Consider the following 20,013-nt stretch of genomic DNA (forward strand, 5'->3'; position numbering starts at 1 on the left):
AATGGGAACACGAGAACACAGGGGGCCGCCGAGGGACAAGGGCGACCCGCGGCAGGTACCCGACTGCCTCGGGAAACAGCCTGCAGCCGGTGCACACGTGCTGCTCGGAACCCTTCCTGTCGCCGCGGCGAACGGCTGGGGAAATCCGTAACACACGCGTAGCGAGGAGGGGGTCCGAAGGGCCTATGATCGCCCCAACACACTCGCCTCGGACGCCTTTCCGCGTACGGCGGTTCGGTGTACCCCTCCCTCGACCCCTGGCCGGGCACGGCCTGCTCCGCCGTGCCCGCACACCCTGAAAGGCGGCCTGCATGGTCTCTCGCGTACGCGTCTGGCTCAACCGCACGTACGCGGAGAACGTGTTCTTCATGGATCAGCTGCGGCGAAATCCCAGCGACCGGGCCGTCGACATCCACGCCACGCACGGCGACCCCGACTCCCCCATCCTCGCCGCGGCGGACACCGCCGACCTCGAGCCCGAGGGCCTGTCCCCGGCCGGATACGTCGAGTACGCCCTCGCCCAGTGCACACGCCGCGGAATCGACGTGTTCGTGCCCCGTCTGCACCAGGACGCGATCGTCGCCCACCGCGCCGAGTTCGAGGCACTCGGCACGGCTCTGCTCGCACCGCCCGTGGAGGCGGTGGCGGTCTTCCAGGACAAGGCGACGGCGTACCAGGCCGCCGCGTCGATCGGGGTGCCGGTTCCGCCCTGGTGGCGGGTCCGCAACGAGGAGCAACTGCTCGCTGCCGTAGAGGCGTTGGAGGCAGGAGGGCACCGGGCCTGCTTCAAGCCGGCGGCGGGCGCGGGAGGAGTGGGCTTCCGCGTCATCACACGCACCCCCTTCTCGCTCGCGCACCTCAGCGGGTTCCCGAGCGCCTATGTCCCGCTGGACCTGGTCGTCCAGGCGGTGCGCGAGGCCGTCGAGCCGGTCGACTGGCTGGTGATGCCGCGTCTGGAGGAGCCGGAGGTGTCGGTGGACTGCCTGACCGGCCCCGACAACCGCATCCGGATGGCGGTGGGCCGCACCAAGATGGGCCGCCGCCGGGGCTTCACGCTCCACGAGCAGTGGCTGGAGCCGGCCAGGCGGCTGGCGGAGGGCTTCGGGCTGCACCATCTGTCCAACATCCAGTTCCGGATGTACCGCGACGAGCCGGTACTGCTGGACGTCAACACACGCCCGGCGGGCGGACTCCACCAACTGTCGCTGTGCGGTGTCAACGCCCCATGGGCGGCAGTGCGGTTGGCTCTCGGAGAGGACCCGGGAGAGGTGGTGCCGCCCTTCCTGGGGACGGACTACACGGTGGTGTCGGGGCCCCGCCCCCTGCGCGCCCCCTCGGTGCCGCAGCAGAGGGCGGACGAGATGGAGCAGACACCCGTGCTGCCGACGGCCCCGGTCGGCACGGTCGAGGTCGACGCCGCGCAGGCGCTGCCCCTGTAGCGGGCGCTGCCCCTGTAGCGCGCACTCCGGATGCGGGCCGCCCGCGCCGCCGCACCCCCCGCGGGGGCGCGGCCCGGCGGACCCGCCCTCGCGCGGGCACCACGCACCGGTCTGGGCCAATCCGCACCGACACCCTTGACAGTGAGATTGGTCCATACCAACTTGGTTGCGCACCCTACTGCACTCTCCTGCACTCCCGAACCCCCCATCACCTTCAGGGAGATCGCGTGCGCACACTCCTCCAACGTTCCAGACGTGCCTTCTTCGCGCTCGTCGGTTCCGCCGCGCTGGCCCTGGCCGGCGCGGTCGCCCTCCCCGGAACCGCCCAGGCCGCCAACATCCTGTCCAACCCGGGCTTCGAGTCCGGCAGCCTCTCGCCCTGGTCCTGCACCGGAAACCTGGGCTCCGTCGTCTCCAGCCCCGTCCAAGCGGGCTCCAGGGCCCTTGCGGGCGCGGTGAGTTCGAGCGACAACGCCCAGTGCAGCCAGACCGTCCCGGTCCAGCCGAACACGACGTACTCGCTCAGCGGGTGGGTCCGCGGCAGTTATGTCTACCTCGGTGTGAACGGCGGTGCCTCTACCTGGACTTCCTCGCCGTCGGCCTACAGCCGGCTCTCCGTCTCCTTCACCACCGGCGCCTCGCAGACCAGTGCCACGATCTATGTCCACGGCTGGTACGCGCAGGGCACGTACTACGCCGACGACATCAGCCTGGACGGACCCGGAGGCGGCGGGGGCTCGGACACCCAGGCGCCGACCGCGCCCACCGGCCTCACCTCCACGGGCAAGACCTCCTCCAGCGTGTCCCTGTCGTGGTCGGCCTCCTCGGACAACGTCGGGGTGACGGGGTACGACGTCTACAGCGGCTCGAACCAGGTCCTGACCGTCTCGGGCACCTCGGCCACGGTCAGCGGGCTCTCCCCCAGCACCTCCTACACCTTCACCGTCAAGGCCCGCGACGCGGCCGGCAACGTCTCGGCGGCCTCCAACGCGGTGGCCGTCACGACGAACGCGGGCAGCGGTGGCGGCTCCGGCTTCAAGCAGGCGGCACCGTATCTGTTCGAAGGCTGGGGCGATCCGCCCAGCCCGAGCACGGTGATGAGCGCGACCGGCGTCAAGTGGTTCACGATGGCGTTCATGCTCGACTCGGGCGGCTGCAACCCCGCCTGGGACGGCAACCGTCCGCTGACGGGCGGCGTCGACCAGACGGCCATCAACCAGATCCGCTCCGCCGGCGGTGACATCGTCCCGTCGTTCGGAGGCTGGCAGGGCAGCAAGCTCGGCGCCAACTGCTCCTCCGCGAGCGCGCTCGCCGGGGCCCTGCAGAAGGTGATCGACGCCTACAGCCTCAAGGCGATCGACATGGACATCGAGAACACCGACGAGTTCGAGAACGAGGCCGTCCAGGCCAGGATCCTGACAGCCCTGAAGACAGTCAAGGCCAACAACCCGGGCCTGAAGACCATCGTCACGTTCGGCACCTCGACGACCGGTCCGTCGTACTACGGCAACCGTCTGATCGAGCAGGCGAAGTCGCTGAACGCCGACATCGACGTCTTCACCATCATGCCGTTCGACTTCGGCGGCGGCTCCGACATGTACGGCAACACGGTGAACGCGGCCGAGGGCCTGAAGGCCAAGCTGAAGTCGACCTTCGGCTGGGACGATGCCACGGCCTACTCGCACATCGGCATCTCCGGCATGAACGGCCTGTCCGACCAGCAGGAGAACACCACCCCGGCGATCTGGACCCAGATCCGCGACTGGGCGAACGGCCACCACATCGCCCGGCTGGCCTTCTGGGCCGTCAACCGCGACCGGCCCTGCCCGGGCGGCGGCGTGGTCAGCAACTGCTCGGGCATCAGCCAGAGCAACTGGCAGTTCACGTCCATCACGGCGGGATTCACCGGCTGAGCACCGGCGTGGGGGGGGCCCCGGGCGGGGACCCCCCCCCTCGGCCCCCCCGCTCCAGCTCGCAGTCCAGCTCCACGGCGAGCACCGTGGCGTGCGGGTCCAGGTCGGCCATTGACGGCGGCTCGATCCACAGCACCCCGGGGGTCTCGTGCAGTCCACCGGTGACCCGGTGGGCCAGTTCGGTGCCGCTGCCGAGCACGCTGACCCTGCGCACCGAGCCGAGCAGCCCGCGCACATTGATCTCCGCGCGCGGGGCGTCGAAGAGCATCAGATACAGCGTCCGGCGGTCCGCCGAGAGGGTGCTCGGGCCGTAGTGGTGCCCGGCGGGCAGCCCCCGCAGCGTCCCGTACACGGCGTCCTCGTGCCTGCGGATCCAGTCGCCCAGTCCTTCGAGGGGCCGGGCCTGCTCGTCCGGGATCGTGCCGTCCTCCCGGGGGCCGACGCTGAGCAGCAGGTTGCCACCGCCGCCGATCGTCTCGGTGAAGTACCGGATCAGCTGGTCGACGGACTTGTGGTTGCGGTCGTGGTGCTGGTGACCCCATGAGTCGTTGATCGTCAGACACAGCTCCCAGGGGCCCTCCGGCGGTACGACGGGAGCGCCCTGTTCGGGTGTCGCGTAGTCCCCCTCGCCGAGCATCCGGGCGTTGAGGACGACCCGCGGCACCTCGGCGCGGATCAGCGCGGCTAGCTCGGGGATGCGCCACTGCTCCTCGCTGCGCTCCCATTCTCCGTCGAACCACATCAGGTCGGGCCGGTAGCGGCTCGTGAGCTCGCGGACCTGTCCGTCCCGGTAGGCGATGAACCGATCCCAGGCGTCCAGGTCCTCGTCCTCCTCCGCTGCCTCGGAGTACCGGTTGTCCTCCAGCTCCGGTGGACGCCCCGGCCTGCGTGTCGAGGCGTAGTCGGGGTGGCTCCAGTCGGAGTGCGAGTAGTACAGGCCGACCTTGAGATCCTGCTCCCGCAGGGCATCGGCATAACCGGCGATCAGGTCGCGGCCGACGCCGAGGCCGCCGTACGCGCTGTCCCACAGGGCGACACCGTCGTGGTGCCGGCTGGTGAGCACGGCGTACCTGGCTCCCGCCCGGGCGAACAACGCCGCCCAGGCGCGGGGGTCGTAGCGCGAGGCCGTGAAGCGGTCGAGCTGGGACATGTACTGCTCGTAGGGGACGATGTCGTCGTAGAACGACCAGGACTCCTGGACGCCGTCGACGGCGTATATCCCCCAGTGGATGAAGATCCCCAACTTGGCGTCGGTGAACCAGGGTTGCATGGGCACAGGTCAGCTCACCCCGGCGCGTTCGAGCCGCAGCGTCAGGATCTGGAAGGGCCGCAGCACAACGCGGACACCGCCGTCGGCGTCCCGTTCGGCGTCCTCCAGCGGTCGCTCGAGCAGATCGGTGACCTGGGCTCCGGCGAGCGCGAAACCGGTGCGCAGCACACCCTGCGCCCGGCCGCCCCGGGACTCGTACAACCGCACCACCACATCGCCGGAGGCGTCGTCGGCGAGCTTCACCGCCTCGACGGTCACGCCGTCGCCGTCCACGGAGACGACCGGTTCCGGTGCGCCCGCCGAGTCCGCGACCCGCAGGGGCAGGTTGAGGGCGTATCCCTCGGCCACCGCGTCCTCGATGCTCGCGCCCGGCAGGAGCGAGTACGTGAAGCGGTGCCTGCCCTGGTCGGCCTCCGGGTCCGGAACGCGCGGGGCGCGCACCAGGCTGAGGCGGACCGTGGTCGTCGTACCGCCGTCGTCACGGACCGTGCGGGTGACGTCGTGGCCGTATGTGGAGTCGTTGAGGACCGCCACACCGTAGCCGGGCTCGCCGATGTGCACCCAGCGGTGGCCCGAGACCTCGAAACGGGCCGCCTCCCAGGTGGTGTTGGTGTGGGTGGGCCGCTGGATGTGGCCGAACTGGATCTCCGCCGAGGAATGGGCCGCTCGGATGTCCACCGGGAAGGCCGCCTTGAGGATCTTCTCGGTCTCGTGCCAGTCGATCTCGGTCTCGAAGTCGACGCGCGGGCTGCCGGCGCGCAGGGTGATCGTCTGTGTGATCCTCGAGCCCTTGCCGAAGGTCCGCTCGACACGGATCGCGCCGAGGAGCGGGTCGCTCTCGACCACCGTCACCGAGTCCGCTTCCAGCAGATCCGTGTACCGGTTGCGGTAGTGCTTGTCGATGTCCCAGGCGTCCCAATAGTTGGGCAGGTCCGTGTGCAGCCGGAGCAGGTTGCCCGGGTCGGCGAGCACTTCGCGGTCGGCGCGCAGGTCGCGGACGGAGGACAGGGTCCCGTCCTCGGCCACCTCGACCCGGACCAGGCCGTTGTCGAGGACGTTCTGGCCGGCCGTCACGGCCGCGGGAGCCGAGCTGCCGGTGAGAGGCGCGCTTGCGCCCGCCAGGACCTCCACGTAAGCCGTCCCGCCCTCGGATGTGCGGATCACCTCGGCACGGGGGTACGGGCTCGTGTTGAAGACCCGGGGCCCGCCGCCGCCCAGCGCGGCGACCGCCTCGGCCGTCAGCTCCTCCAGCTCCGCCGCCACGCGGGCGTACTCGGCCTCGGCCTCGCGGTGGACCCAGGCGATCGACGACCCGGGCAGGATGTCGTGGAACTGGTGCAGCAGGACCGTCTTCCACAGCCGGTCGAGCCTCTCGTACGGGTAGGACCAGTCCGGCGCGTGCAGCGCCGCCGTGGTCGCCCACAGCTCGGCCTCGCGCAGAAGGTGCTCGGAGCGGCGGTTGCCCTGCTTGGTGCGGGCCTGGGTGGTGTACGTGGCGCGGTGCAGCTCGAGATACAGCTCGCCGACCCACACCGGAGCGTCGGGATACTCCTCCCGCGCGGCCTCGAAGAAGGCGTCGGGGTGTTCGACGACGACCTTCGCGGACCCCTCGAGGTCCTTCAGCCGCCGGGCACGTTCCATGATCTCGCGAGTGGGGCCGCCACCGCCGTCACCCCAGCCGAAGGGTGCAAGGGAGCGTGTGGCGCTTCCCTTCTCCTGGTAGTTGCGTACCGCGCGGGCCATCTCCTCGCCGCTGAAGCAGGCGTTGTAGGTGTCGACCGGTGGGAAGTGCGTGAAGATACGGGTCCCGTCGATGCCCTCCCACCAGAAGGTGTGGTGGGGGAACTTGTTGGTCTGGTTCCAGGAGATCTTCTGGGTGAGGAACCACTCGTTGCCGGCGAGCTTGGCGAGCTGCGGGTAGGCGGCCGTGTAGCCGAAGGAGTCCGGCAGCCAGACGCCCTTGGTCTCGACGCCGAAATGCTCGATGAAGAACCGCTTGCCGTGGACGAGCTGGCGGGCCATCGCCTCGCCGCCGGGCAGGTTTCCGTCGGCCTCGACCCACATGCCGCCGACCGGGGCCCACTGGCCCTTCTTCACTGACTCCTGGATACGGGCCCACACCCGCGGGTAGTTGTCGCGGACCCACTCGTACTGCTGGGCCTGCGAGCAGGCGAAGACGAACTCCTCGTACTCGTCGGCGAGCGAGGTGACGTTCGAGAAGGTGCGGGCGGTCTTGCGCTTGGTCTCCCGGATCGGCCACAGCCAGGCCGAGTCGATGTGCGCGTGGCCGACGCCGGAGACGATGTGGGCGCTGGCGTGTGCGGGCCTGGACAGCACCGGCTCGAGCACCGCGCGGACGGCCGCCGCGGAGCCGGAGACGTCGTCGAGGTCGAGGGCGTCCATCGCCCGGTCGAGCGCGTGCAGGATCTCGTGCCGCCGCGGGTCGTGCTCGCCGAGCTCCGCCATCAGCTCGCGCAGCACCTGGAGGTCCAGGTCGAGGTGCCACACGTCCTCGTCCAGGACGGCCACGTCGGCGCGCCTGAAGGTGTAGAGCGGCTTGTCGCCGGCCGTGAGCACATCGCCGAGCGGGGTCGGGCGCGCGAAGCCGCCTGCGAGGATGTCCGGGTTGGAGGCGGCCTCGACGAGGTAGTGGATCTCCTCGCCGCCCACCGCCGGGTCGGCGATCGGAACGTACTGGTTGAGCGGGTTGACGGCCTTCAGCGGTGTCCCGTCGGTCAGGTGGACAAGGGCCTCGGCCTGGTTCCCGGGCCAGTCGCCCACGAAGCCGAGGTCGATGACCGCCTCGACCCGCTTGCCCGCCCAGTCGTCGGGCACCCGGCCGCTCATCCGGAACCAGGTGGTGCCCCAGGGCGGACCCCAGGGGGTGTCCATCGTGAAGGGGGCGTACGGGGCGGCTGCGGCCTCCGTGAAGGGGACCGGCTCGCCCGGCGCCTGCCATGCCGCCACGTCGAGCGGCACGGAGGCGGCGTAGATCGCGGGCTTGATGCGCTGGTTGTGGACGCGCTCGACGCGCTCCTCGATCCGACGGCGTTCGTCGTGCATGAAGAGTCTCCAGGAGAAGGGAGGGTACGGAAGCGCTCAGCCGAGATAGGCCAGGCCGGGGTGGACCGACGTGTACCCGTCGACCAGCCGGCGGGCCACGTTGACGGAGTCGACGAGCGGATGGAACGCGAACGCCTTCACCGCAGTCGCGCGGGAACCGGACTCGGCCGCGGCGAGCACCTCGCGCTCGACCGCCTTGACCGCGCAGACGAGTCCCGTCGCGTGTCCGGGGAGCGGGTCGACCGCGACCGGGTGCGCGCCGTTGGCGTCCACCAGGCAGGGGACCTCGATGACTGCGTCGGCGTCCAGTACGGAGAGGGAGCCGCGGTTGCGCACGTTGAGGATCAGCGTCGTACGCTCGTCGCGGGCGATGGCCCGCATCAGCGCGAGGGCCACCTTCTCGTAGCCGCCGGAGAGGTCGTCGGCGTCGCGCTCGCCCGCGCCCGCCGTCTGCCGGTTCTCCGCCATGTAGGTGGCCTCGCGCTCGGCGCGTGTGCGGTCCCAGGTCCGCAGGGCCGAGGCGGCCGGGTTCTTCACGTCCTCGTAGAAGCGCGCCTGCTGGTCGCGCAGGAAGGCGCCGCGGGTCTTCTCGGCCTCGCGGTAGGCGCGCACGGCCTCGCGGTTGAAGTAGTAGTAGTGCAGATACTCGTTCGGGATCGCGCCCAGGGACTGCAGCCAGTCCGGGCCGAACAGCTTGCCCTCCTCGAACGAGCCGAGCAGCGCCGGGTCGGAGAGCAGCCGCGGCAGTTCGTCGCGTCCGGCGACGCGCAGGCCGCGCACCCACCCCAGGTGGTTGAGCCCGACGTAGTCGATGAAGGCCTCGCTCGGGTTCGCGACGCCGAGTACGCGGGCGATACGGCGGCCGAGGCCGACCGGGGAGTCACAGATGCCGATGACACGGTCGCCCAGGTGGCGGGACATCGCCTCGGTGACCATGCCCGCCGGGTTGGTGAAGTTGATGACCCAGGCGTCGGGAGCCAGCCGGGCCACCCGCCGCGCGATGTCGACGGCGACGGGCACCGTTCGCAGGCCGTACGCGATGCCGCCCGCGCCGACCGTCTCCTGGCCGAGGACGCCCTCCGCGAGCGCCACCCGCTCGTCGTCGGCGCGTCCCTGAAGTCCGCCGACCCGGATCGCGGAGAAGACGAAGTCCGCGCCGCGCAGCGCGTCGTCGAGATCGGTGGTGGCGGTCACCTCGGGGGCGTGCGGCACATCCGCGGCCTGTTCCGCGAGCACCCGGGTCACGGCCGACAGCCGCTCCGCATCGAGGTCGTGCAGCACGACACGGGTGACACGGCCGTCGGCGCGGTCCCCGAGAAGCGCCCCGTACACGAGCGGCACCCGGAATCCGCCGCCGCCCAGAATCGTCAGTTTCACGCTTGCACCTTTCCCGCCACGATCAGCTCGACGCCCGCCTCGTCCAGGGAGGACCGCGTCGCCGGCTCGACCGGCGCGTTCGTCACCACCGCGTCCAGGTCCCCGGCGTCGCAGACCTTCGCCATGCCCGTACCCGGGAACTTGGCCGCGTCCGCGAGCAGCACGATCCTGTCGCTCGACTTGATCATGGCGCGCTTGACCGGTACCTCGACGACCGTCGTGTCCATCACCTGCCCACCCGGCCGTACCCCGCTGGTGCCGAGGAAGAGCCAGTCGGCGTGCAGCTGGCGCAGGTTGTCCTCGGTGAGGAAACCGACCAGGGAGCGGTACTCGCGGCGGACCATGCCGCCGAGCAGCACCAGTTCGATGCCCTCGTCGTCGGCCAGCTCCTCGTAGACCACCAGGTTGCTGGTGATCACGGTCAACCGCCGTCCGTGCAGCTGCCGGGCCAGCCGGAAGGCGGTGGTGCCGATGTCGAGGAGCACGGACTCGCCGTCCCGGATCATCGCGGCCGCTCTGACCGCTATGGAGTCCTTCTCGGGCACGCGCACTTCGGCGACCTCGGCGAAGGGCTGGTCGCCCTCGTCGGCCACCGCGCCTCCGTGCACCCGCGTCAGCAGCCCGTCGTCCTCCAGCTTGACCAGGTCGCGTCTGATCGTCGCGGGGCTCACGCCCAGTTGCTCGGAGAGATCGGTCACGGCCGCGGGGCCACCGGAGCGCAGGGCCCGCAGGATGAGTTGGTGTCGTCGTTCTGCCAGCACGCCGCGAACACTACTCGTCATCCTCAATCATTTCTATGCTCAGTTCTGCTCGACTATTGACCAATGTCGACGAGAGGCGCACGATTCCGTGCACCGAATTTGAACAGTTCTGACGAGAGGACGTTCGTGTGCACGACGACCGGCCCGATGTGCTGCTGACCGGGCTGCTCTTCTACGACCTCGTCCTCACCGGACTGGGCGGCCCCCCGGCCCCCGGCGAGGAGATCTGGACCGAGGGCATGGGCAGCAGCCCCGGCGGGATCGCGAACCTCGCCGTCGCGGCCGCGCGTTTCGGTCTGAGGACCTCGCTCGCCACGGTCATCGGCGACGACTTCTACGGCGCGTACTGCCGGGACGTCCTCGCCGGCCAGGAGGGGATCGACCTCTCGCTCTCCCGAACGGCACGGGACTGGCCCACCCCGGTCACCGTCTCGCTCGCGCTTCCCCCGACCGGCGGCGCCTTTGCCGTGCACGACCGCGCACTGGTCACCCACGGCCAGGAGCCCCCGTACTCGCAGGACGAACTCATGGGCGAGGTGCCTCAGGCACGCACCGCCCTGGTCCACCTGGAGGCGGAGCCGCGCGGCTGGCTGGCCAAGGCGGCCGCGAACGGCACGCAGATCTACGCGGACGTCGGCTGGGACCCCACCCGGCAGTGGTCCCCCGACCTGCTCGGCCAACTCTCCCTGTGCCACGCGTTCCTGCCCAACGAGACCGAGGCCATGGCGTACACGCGCACCGACAGCGCGGTCGCGGCGCTCGGCGCGCTCGCCGATCTGGTGCCGGTCGCCGTCGTCACCCGCGGCGGCGCCGGCGCGGTCGCGGTGGACCAGACGACGGGCGAGTACGCGGACGTGCCCGCCCTCGACATCGATGTGCTGGACCCCACCGGGGCCGGCGACGTCTTCGGCGCGAGCTTCGTCGCGGCCTCCCTCGGCGGCTGGCCGCTGGAGGAGCGGCTGCGGTTCGCGTCACTCGCCGCCGGTCTGTCCGTGCGACATCACGGCGGCGCCCTGGCCGCGCCCGGCTGGTACGGCGTCGACCGGTGGTGGCGCTCGCTGACCGACCCCGCTCTTGGGGAGGCGTACGCGTTCCTCACCGACCGACTACCGGCCGACCCGGGCCCACCCGTCCACCACGCACCCGTCACGCCGCCCGATCCCGCGCGGCGGCACTGACATCCCCTCGTATGCGACACCCGAACAGACCCGAAAGGCGGTGGGAGCAGTGCCGCTCTCACGAAGAGGCCTGCTGCGCGCGGGCCTGGCCGGTACGGCCGCCACGGCGCTCGGCGGCCTGGCGTCCGGCTGTGCCGTTCCGACCGGTTCGACCGGCCGGAACATGGTCCTGTGGTACTGGGACGGGGGCCTCGGCGACACGGTCCTCGACAAGGCCAGGGCCCGCTACGGCGGCTCGGTCGACCTGCAGGCCATCAAGATCGGCGGCTACTACCGGTCCAAGCTGATCACCACGATGGCCGGCCGTGCCCATGTCCCGGACATCGCGGGGCTCAAGGGCGAGGACATGGCGTCCTATCTGCCCAACGCCGACCAGTTCGTGGACCTGCGGACACTGGGCGCGGAGAAGTACAGAAGCCAGTACCTGCCGTGGAAATGGGACCAGGGCATCGCCGACGACGGCACGATGGTCGGCTTCCCGATCGACTGCGGTCCCGTCGCGCACTTCTACCAGTACGCCGTCTTCCAGAAGGCGGGACTTCCCTACGAACCGGACGACGTCTCCAAGGAGTTGAACACCTGGGAGAAGTTCTTCGGGGCGGGTGAGCGACTCAGGAAGAGGATCCCGGGGACCTACCTGCTCAGCGACGTCAACGTGGTCTTCGAGAACGCGGTGCAGCAGGGCAGCAAGCGCTACGTGGACAAGGACCGCCACTTCATCGGCGATCAGCAGCATGTGCGCACCGCCTGGGACCTGGCCGTGGAGGCGAAGCGGCGGGGGATCGTCTCGGACCTCGTCACCGGCACCCCGGACCAGTTGTCGGCCGTTCAGGACGGAAAGCTGCCGAGCCAGCTCGGCGCCTCCTGGGCCACCAACGACCTCAAGAGCGGCGTACCGAAGACCAAGGGCAGATGGCGGGTGGCCGACATGCCCGTGCGGCCCTCGAACAACGGCGGCTCGTTCCTGTCGATCACCAAGGCCTGCCGGGAGCCCGAGCGGGCCTTCGAGATCATCACCTGGCTTCTCGACCCCGCCAACCAGGCCCAGGGTTTCGTCGACGCGGGGCTCTTCCCCTCCACGCCCGCCTCGTACGGCCTCCGGAAACTGCGCGAGCCCGACCCGTTCTTCGGCGGGCAGGTAACGATGGACGTCTTCGGGCCCGCCGCACAGAAGATCGCGGTCGCCTACAACAGCCCGTACGACGTGGCGCTCGGGCAGCCCATCAAGGACGAGATCAAGAACGTCGGCGTCCTCGGCAAGGACCCGAAGAAGGCCTGGAGCGACGCCATGAGCAAATGTCGGCGAATAGCGGAGCACCTGGGGGTGAGCCACTGATGGCCACCGTCCCCGCACTGGACAGGCCCCCGGCGGCCGTGGCGGACACGCCCGTCACGCAGCCGAGGAAGGGCTTCAGGAAGTACTGGCACCTCTACGCCGCCATCTCCCCCTTCTACCTTCTCTTCCTCGCCTTCGGTCTGGTCCCCGTCGGCTTCTCGCTCTACGTCTCCCTGCACCGCTGGGACGGCCTCGGCTCCATGGAGTGGGCGGGCCTGTCCCAGTACCAGTACCTGCTCGGCGACAGCGACTTCTGGAGTTCGGTCGGCAACACCGTCCTCATCTGGGCGCTGGCCACCTTCCCGATGATCTTCCTGGCCATGGTGACGGCCGTGATGCTCAACTCGGCGGTCCGCTTCAAGAACGTCTACCGCTTCGCCTACTTCCTGCCGAACGTCACCTCGGTGGTGGCGATCGCGATCGTCTTCGGCTCGGTGTTCTCCACCAACTTCGGTCTCGTCAACGCCCTCTTGCAGGCGCTCGGCCTGGACCAGGTGGCCTGGCTGAACACACCGTGGGGCATCAAGATCGCCATCGCGACCCTGATGACCTGGCAGTGGACCGGCTACAACGCGATCATCTTCCTCGCGGGTCTGCAGACCATCCCCGGCGAGCTGTACGAGGCGGCGCGCATGGACGGTGCGGGGCCCGCGCAGACGTTCTTCCGGGTCACGCTGCCGCTGATGCGCCCCGTCCTGCTGTTCGTGCTCGTCATCTCGACCGTCACCGGCCTGCAGAGCTTCTCCGAACCGCAGGTGCTGCTGCAGAACACGGCGAACGAGTCGACCTTCTCGGGCGGCCCCGGACACGCCGGCCGCACGATGGTCCTCTACTTCTTCCAGCAGACCTTCGACAACAACGACTTCGGCTACGGCGCAGCCGTGGCGTGGGGCATCTTCCTCGTCGTCATCCTCTTCTCGATCATCAACTGGCGTCTGGTGCAGCGCCGGGGCGAAGACTAGGGAGTCCGGTCACCATGGCATCCATCCACAGCACACGGCGACCGAAGGCCATCCGGGGCACCCGGAGCCGGGGCATCGCACTCCACGCGGTCCTTGTGATCGGACTGCTGCTGTCGGCCTTCCCGTTCTACTGGGCCGTGATCATGTCGACGCACACGTCGTCGGAGATCTTCTCGTATCCGCCCAAGCTCCTGCCGGGGCCGCACTTCCTCGAGAACGTCCGCCATCTCTTCGACAACATCGACTTCTTCGGCTCGATGTTCAACTCCCTGCTGGTGGCGGGCTCGGTGACCGTCCTGGTCCTGTTCTTCGACTCGCTGGCGGCCTTCGTCTTCGCCAAGTTCGAGTTCCCGGGCCGCAGGGTGCTGTTCGCCACTTTGATGGTCATCTTCATGGTGCCGGCGCAGCTGGCCGCCATCCCGCAGTTCGTGATCATGGCGAAGCTCGGCTGGATCGGCACGATGACCTCGCTGATCGTCCCGGCCGCGGCCAACGCCTTCGGCATCTTCTGGATGCGCCAGTACATGAAGGGCGCCATCCACGACGAACTGCTCGACGCCTCGCGCATCGACGGCGCGAACTTCCTGCGCCAGTACTGGCACGTGGCGCTCCCGGTCGTCCGTCCGGGCCTGGCCTTCCTCGGCATCTTCACCTTCATGGGCCAGTGGAACGACTACGCCTGGCCTCTGATCGCCCTCACCAACCCGGACAACGTGACGCTTCAGGTCGCCCTGTCCCAGCTCAACGGCACCCATGGCACCACCGACTACGGGATGGTGATGACCGGTGCGCTTCTCGCCCTGGTCCCGCTGCTGATCGTGTTCGCGATCGGCGCCCGGCAGATCATCGCCGATCTGGGCAAGGGGGCCATCCGCTGATGACCCGCGATCCCCTGATCGCGCTGCGCCCCTGGGAGTCGCCCGAGGTGACCTCCTGGGGGCGGCTGCCCATGTGCGCGGTCGACCGCCGTTCGCAAGCGATGCCGCTGGACGGCCGGTGGCGCTTCCAGCTGCTGCCCGCACCGGACGCCCCCGTGACCGGCGACTGGGCGTCCCAGCACGTCCCCGGCGCCTGGACCCTCCAGGACACCTGGGACCTGCCGCAGTACACCAACGTCCGCATGCCGTTCGACACGTTCCCGCCCGCCGTGCCCGCCGCCGACCCGACCGGCGTGTACGAGCGTGACGTGCGGATACCCGCCGCGTGGGCGGACCGGCGGATCGTGCTCCAGGTCGGGGCCGCCGAGAGCGTGCTGCTGGTGCATGTGGACGGACGGCCCGTGGGCGTCTCGAAGGACTCCCATCTGGCCGCCGAGTTCGACCTTTCCGGTGTACTGCGCCCCGGCGAGCGAAGCACCCTGCGCCTGACGGTGGTGAAGTGGTCGGACGCCACACACCTCGAGGACCAGGACCAGTGGTGGCACGGCGGGATCACCCGGTCGGTGCTGCTGTACACGACGGATCCGCTGCACCTGGCGGACGTGACCGTGCGGGCGCGGCGGAGCGGGGAGCTGCGGGTCGACTGCCGGGTACGGCACGCCGCGGGCGCGCTGCCCGAGGGCTGGTACGTCAGCGGCGAGGTGGACGGCCGGACGCTCACCCAGGACGAGGACTTCGACCGCGCCAACGCCGAGGACGAGCGTGTCTCGGCGTTCCTCGGCGAGGCACGTCTGCTCACCACCGTGCCCGAAGTGCGCACCTGGACCGCCGAGACGCCCGAGCTGTACGAATTGACCGTCCGGCTCCACCGTGCCGACGGCACGGTCGCCGACACCTCGCACCATCGTGTCGGCTTCCGCGACGTCGAGATCGTCGGCCGGGACCTGCTCGTCAACGGCGAGCGTGTGTTCATCCGGGGCGTCAACCGGCACGACTTCCATCCGCTCACCGGCCGGACGGTGACCTACGACGACATGCGCGCCGATCTGGCCGTGCTCAAGCGCTTCGGCTTCAACGCGATCCGCACCGCCCACTACCCGAACGACCCGGCGCTCTACGACCTCGCGGACGAGCTCGGCCTCTACGTCGTCGACGAGGCGGACATCGAGTCCCACGACCACGCCCACGAGATCGCCGACGACCCCCGCTATCTGAACGCCTTCGTGGACCGTGTCTCGCGGATGGTGCTGCGGGACAAGAACCACCCGTCGATCATCGTCTGGTCGCTGGGCAACGAGTCCGACTACGGCGCGAACCACGACGCGGCGGCCGGCTGGCTGCGCCGGCACGATCCGACCCGGCCCCTCCAGTACGAGGGCGCCGCGAAGCTCGGCTGGGCCGACCCGGGCCTCGCCTCCGACATCGCGTGCCCCATGTACGCGCCGATCGAGGACTGCGTCGCGCACGCCCTGTCCGGCAAGCAGACCAAGCCGCTCATCCAGTGCGAGTACTCGCACGCCATGGGAAACAGCAACGGGACCCTCGCCGACCACTGGGCCGCCATCGAGGCCACCCCGGGTCTTCAGGGCGGCTTCATCTGGGAGTTCTGGGACCACGGCATTCTCCAGCAGGTGAGCGACGGAAGACCGGCCGGGCGCGCGGGCGCCGGCCTGCATGGCAACGGTGTCGCCGCGCCCGGGCATCGCTGGGCGTACGGCGGCGACTTCGGCGAGACGGTGCACGACGGCGCATTCATCGCGGACGGCGTGGTCTTCCCCGACCGCACGCCCAAACCGGTGATGTACGAGCACCGGGAGATCGCGGCGCCGCTACGGGTGGAGTGCTACAGGCACGAGGGCATCGTCCTGCGCAACCACCAGCACTTCCGGGGCCTGGACTGGCTGACGGGCCGGTGGGAGCTGGCGCTCGCCGACGGCCGCACCCTGAGCGCGCCTGCCGTTCTGCCCGATCTGCGGCCCGGCGAGACGGCGGCGGTCCCGCTGCCGTTCGAGCTGCCGCGGGACGGGGGCGAGGCCTGGCTCACGCTCCGCGTGAGCACGGCGGAGGATCTGCCGTGGGCGCCGCGCGGTACGGAGGTGTGCGCGCCCCAGGTGCGGTTGCGGCTGGTCCCGAGGACCGTTGCCGAGCCGGCGGCGGACCGGCGGGTTCAGGTCGACGCGGAGGGGCTGCTCGTCCATCCGCTGCTGGTCGCCGCCCCCACACTGTCGCTGTGGCGGGCACCGACCGACAACGACGAGCTGGGCGGCATCGCGCCGCGCTGGCGGGCCTGGGGGCTCGACGCGCTCGTACGCAAGGTCGTCTCCGTCCAGCGTGACGCATCACGGGTGACGGTGCTGGCGGAGTACGCCGGCACGGTCGGCGTCGTCCGCCACCGCCAGGTGTTCACCCCGGTCGAGAGCGGCATCCTGGTCGACGAACAGGCCGAGCTGCCCGAGGAGTTCGACGACGTGGCACGCGTCGGCTCGGTCTTCGAGACGGTGGCGGGATTCGACCTGCTGGAGTGGTTCGGACAGGGACCCTGGGAGTCGTATCCCGACCGCAGCGCGGGCGCGCCCGTGGGCCACCACCGCGTCCCCGTCGACGCGCTGTTCACCCCTTATCTGCGTCCGCAGGAGAGCGGCGGCCGGCACGGTGTACGCCACTTCACCTTGAGCGGGCCGGACGCCACCGGTCTCGGCGTGGTCCTGGACGAGCCGCGCCAGGTCTCCGTGACCCGCTACCGCGCCGAGGATCTGACCGGTGCCGCACACCACGACGAGCTGAAGCCCCGCTCCGGCTGCGTGGTGCACATCGATGCCGCACACCGCGGGCTGGGCACGGCCTCCTGCGGTCCCGACACCTCGTCCTCGTATCTCGTCCCCCCGGGCGTCCACCGCTGGAGCTGGACGCTGCGCAGTCTCTGACCCCGGCCCTTCCCGCACCCCCCGCGCTTCCCCTCCTCTGCCACCTCTCACGGAGCACACGTGTGTACTTCGCATGACCACACCCAGGGCGAGGCCGCGCAGGCCGGCGCCGGAAGACGCAGCTTCCTGCGCGCAACCGCGCTGCTCGGCGCCGCCGCGACCGCCGGAGTCGCACTGCCGGCCACCGCCGAGGCGGCGCCTGCGGCGACTTCCGGCCACCTGCGCCCCGATCCCGACAGCCGGCGCTTCACGCTCGTCGTGATGCCGGACACCCAGTACCTCTTCGACGGGCCCAGCATCGACCCGGCGCCCATCGAGGCCTCGCTGCGCTACCTCCTGGAGCACGGCCGGGACGAGAACATCGTCTTCCTGTCGCATCTGGGAGATCTCACGGAGAACGGCGCCGCGGCCGAGTTCGACGCGGCGAGCGAGGCGTTCCGGCTCCTCGACCGCCACGGGGTCGGATACAGCGTGCTCGCCGGCAACCACGACATCCGTTCGTCCGGTGACGACCAGCGCGGCCACACTCCGTATCTGGACGCCTTCGGCCCGCAGCGCTTCAAGGGCGGGCCCACCTTCGGGGGCTCCTCTCCGGACGGCTACAACACCTTTCACCTGTTCCGGGCGGCCGGCCGGGAATGGCTTGTGCTCGCCCTGGACTGGAGGCTGTCGGCACAGGGCTTCGCCTGGGCGAAGAACGTGATCGCGCAGCACCCGAGGACACCGGTCGTCCTCACCACGCACGAGCTAGTCTACGGGGACGACGCGCTGTCGTCGTACGGGCAGCAGCTGTGGGACCAGCTGATCGCGGACCACGACCAGATCTTCCTCACCCTGAACGGCCACTTCTGGCCCGCCGCCCGCGCCACCCGGAGGAACTCCGCGGGCAACGACGTGCACCTTCACCTGACGAACTATCAGAACCGCTACTACGGCGGCGCGGCGATGATCCGCCTCTACCGCTTCGACCTGGACCGCAACACGATCGACGTGGAGACGATCTCCCCGTGGATCCTCGGCAGGGCGGCCCGGGGGCTCAACGAACTGGAGCGGCAGGAGATGGAACTGACCGGCCCCGAGGACCGGTTCTCCGTCGCGATCGACTTCGAGCAGCGCTTCTCCGGCTTCGCCCCGGTTCCGGCCCGCCCCGCGCGGTCCACGTACGAGATGCTCGTCCGCGGTACGGTCGCGTACTGGCGCTTCGACGGGCACGCGGACGGCGCCTCCGTGGACGGCACGGTCCGCGACCTGTCCGGCCGCGGCAACGACCTGACCGTCGTCAAGGTCCAGGACGGCACCCTGAACTGGTCGTCGGACCATCACCCGGATCAGCCGGGACACGGCAGTCTGCGCTTCCAGGGATACAAGTCCCCGCTGCGCGGCGCCTATCTGCGCACGGTCGACAGCGCTCCGCTCAACTCGGCCACGTTCGCCCGCGGTTACACCGTCGAGGCCTTCTACAAGGTGCCCGCGGACTGGGACGCGTCCCACAACGCGTGGGCAGGCCTCGTCAGCCGCTCGGGCACGGGCGGCGCAGCGGGCAAGACGCAGGACGACCCGGACGAGCCGATCGCCACCCTGTCGCTGTCCGACGGCCCCGGCCCGCAGTGGGCCGTGCGCCCCCTCAACCAGGAGGGCATCGCCACCAACTGGGGTCACGAGACCGCGCGGGAGACCTGGTGGCACGTGGCGGTCGTCAACGACGGAAGCCACACGACGATGTACGTCCAGGGCTGCCCCGTCGTCCGCAACCCCACGGCCCGCTCCGTCGGGCTCACCTCGCTCGGCCTGCCGTGGCTGCTCGGCGGATACGAGTACGCGGGCAGGATCGACCAGATCCACCGCGGGTGGCTCGGCGATGTGCGCATCGTCGACCGCGCCCTGCCCGTGTCCCAGTTCATGAACCACTGACTTCGGTCACCGACGGAGCGGGCCGGGGTGGGCCGGGCGCCCACCCCGGGTCGCCGGCCCGCTCGTCCCGGCTCCGCTCACCTCAGCTCCGCGCGGAACGCGGCCGGGGTCGTGTCCGTGTGCTGGTGGAAGAACTTGGAGAAGTTCGCCGCGTCGGCGAACCCCACGGCGGCACCGACCCGCCCGATCGGCAGGTCCGTGTGCGCGAGGAGGCGTTTGGCCTCCAGGATCACGCGCTTGTCTATGAAGCCCTTGGGCGTCTCGCCGGTGGCGGCGCGCACCGCGCGGACCAGGGTGCGCCGGGAGTATCCGAGGCCGTCGGCGTACGCGCTGACGCTGTGGTTGGTCGCGAACCCCTTCTCCACCTCGTCCCGGAAGCGGGTGAAGGTCGTGTCGGCCTGCTCCTGGGCCGCCTTTGCGGAGCTGGCCGCCAGATGCGCGAGACGCAGCAGGAACGCGGTCAGGGAGTGGCGCAGCACCGACGTGTGCAGACTCAGGGGCAGCGTGCTGGTGTCCTCGTACTCGCGCCGCAGCTGGGCGAGGGCCGACCGGAGCCCGTCGAGCTGGGCCGGGTCGGGGTGCAGCAGGGGCGGCAGTTCGTAGCGGTACAGACCCGCCGCCTCCACGGTGGCGCGCGGCAGGAATCCGGGCTGCATGGTGAGCACGATGCCGTGGTACTCGCTCGCCCGGGAGAAGCGGTGGACCTGTCCGGGGCGGATCCACAGGAGGTCGCCGGCGTTCATCCGGTACTCGGCGAAGTCCACCATGTGCGTCACGGGGCCGCCGGCGAAGAGCATGACCACATGGAAGTCGATCCGGTGGACGCGGTCGACCGGCGCGGCCCGGTGCCAGGGGCGTCCGGGGTCCATGGAGGCCACCTGCATACCGACACCGCAGACGCTCTGGTCGACCGGGAAGGGGTACGTTCTGATCCCGTCACCGTCTTGCGTGGTTCTGTCCACCATGTCCTTCTCGTGCCGCCTCGATCGCGCTACCGATGT

Annotated in this window: 13 protein-coding genes; 8 read left to right on the plus strand and 5 right to left on the minus strand. The window is 70.2% G+C overall.

All coding sequences use genetic code 11. The features are described from left to right. The first annotated feature begins 311 nt into the window (after positions 1–311). Together ADL25_RS34475 and ADL25_RS34480 are read left to right on the plus strand one after the other, a co-directional pair. Positions 312–1,439: an ATP-grasp domain-containing protein gene (locus ADL25_RS34475; RefSeq protein WP_059131839.1), complete on the plus strand. Its 1,128-nt coding sequence runs from the start codon at positions 312–314 to the stop codon at positions 1,437–1,439. A 227-nt stretch (positions 1,440–1,666) separates the two neighbouring features. After that, positions 1,667–3,352: a carbohydrate binding domain-containing protein gene (locus ADL25_RS34480; RefSeq protein ID WP_059131840.1), complete on the plus strand. Its 1,686-nt coding sequence runs from the start codon at positions 1,667–1,669 to the stop codon at positions 3,350–3,352. Here the strand turns inward: ADL25_RS34480 and ADL25_RS34485 are convergent. Genes ADL25_RS34485 through ADL25_RS34500 form a run of 4 tightly spaced genes read right to left on the minus strand, consistent with a single transcriptional unit; the run spans position 3,342 to position 9,823 of the window. Next, complete coding sequence (locus ADL25_RS34485; protein ID WP_199839259.1) at positions 3,342–4,628, minus strand: alpha-L-fucosidase; 1,287 nt, start codon at positions 4,626–4,628, stop codon at positions 3,342–3,344. The genes ADL25_RS34480 and ADL25_RS34485 overlap by 11 nt on opposite strands. Positions 4,629–4,631: 3 nt before the next feature. Continuing rightward, positions 4,632–7,685, minus strand: coding sequence for an alpha-mannosidase (locus tag ADL25_RS34490; RefSeq protein ID WP_059131842.1), 3,054 nt, complete (start codon positions 7,683–7,685; stop codon positions 4,632–4,634). Positions 7,686–7,721: 36 nt separating this feature from the next. Then, positions 7,722–9,062, minus strand: coding sequence for a 6-phospho-beta-glucosidase (locus tag ADL25_RS34495; RefSeq protein WP_059131843.1), 1,341 nt, complete (start codon positions 9,060–9,062; stop codon positions 7,722–7,724). Next, the gene (locus tag ADL25_RS34500) at positions 9,059–9,823 is read right to left on the minus strand and encodes a DeoR/GlpR family DNA-binding transcription regulator (RefSeq protein WP_059131844.1); all 765 of its coding nucleotides are present in this window, start codon (positions 9,821–9,823) and stop codon (positions 9,059–9,061) included. The genes ADL25_RS34495 and ADL25_RS34500 overlap by 4 nt, the downstream gene beginning before the upstream one ends. A gap of 128 nt (positions 9,824–9,951) precedes the next feature. On the opposite strand from ADL25_RS34500, the gene ADL25_RS34505 reads away from it, so the two are divergent. From ADL25_RS34505 to ADL25_RS34530, 6 genes are read left to right on the plus strand one after another with little or no spacing between them, the layout of a single operon-like run. Next, positions 9,952–11,001: a carbohydrate kinase family protein gene (locus ADL25_RS34505; RefSeq protein WP_059131845.1), complete on the plus strand. Its 1,050-nt coding sequence runs from the start codon at positions 9,952–9,954 to the stop codon at positions 10,999–11,001. Positions 11,002–11,050: 49 nt separating this feature from the next. Next, positions 11,051–12,337: an ABC transporter substrate-binding protein gene (locus ADL25_RS34510; protein ID WP_059131846.1), complete on the plus strand. Its 1,287-nt coding sequence runs from the start codon at positions 11,051–11,053 to the stop codon at positions 12,335–12,337. Beyond that, complete coding sequence (locus tag ADL25_RS34515; protein WP_059131847.1) at positions 12,337–13,299, plus strand: carbohydrate ABC transporter permease; 963 nt, start codon at positions 12,337–12,339, stop codon at positions 13,297–13,299. The genes ADL25_RS34510 and ADL25_RS34515 overlap by 1 nt, the downstream gene beginning before the upstream one ends. 14 nt (positions 13,300–13,313) lie before the next feature. Beyond that, a complete protein-coding gene (locus ADL25_RS34520) occupies positions 13,314–14,177 on the plus strand; it encodes a carbohydrate ABC transporter permease (protein WP_059131848.1) in 864 nt (287 codons plus the stop codon). Next, positions 14,177–17,101: a glycoside hydrolase family 2 TIM barrel-domain containing protein gene (locus tag ADL25_RS34525; RefSeq protein ID WP_059131849.1), complete on the plus strand. Its 2,925-nt coding sequence runs from the start codon at positions 14,177–14,179 to the stop codon at positions 17,099–17,101. Before ADL25_RS34520 ends, ADL25_RS34525 begins: the two co-directional genes overlap by 1 nt. Positions 17,102–17,161: 60 nt before the next feature. After that, positions 17,162–19,012, plus strand: a complete 1,851-nt coding sequence (locus ADL25_RS34530; RefSeq protein WP_059131850.1) for a LamG-like jellyroll fold domain-containing protein — start codon at positions 17,162–17,164, stop codon at positions 19,010–19,012. A gap of 77 nt (positions 19,013–19,089) precedes the next feature. On the opposite strand, the gene ADL25_RS34535 is transcribed toward ADL25_RS34530, so the two are convergent. Then, the gene (locus ADL25_RS34535; protein WP_059131851.1) at positions 19,090–19,977 is read right to left on the minus strand and encodes a helix-turn-helix domain-containing protein; all 888 of its coding nucleotides are present in this window, start codon (positions 19,975–19,977) and stop codon (positions 19,090–19,092) included. Between the last annotated feature and the right edge of the window lie 36 nt (positions 19,978–20,013).

The organism is Streptomyces sp. NRRL F-5122 (assembly GCF_001507435.1).
GTDB lineage: Bacteria > Actinomycetota > Actinomycetes > Streptomycetales > Streptomycetaceae > Streptomyces > Streptomyces lannensis.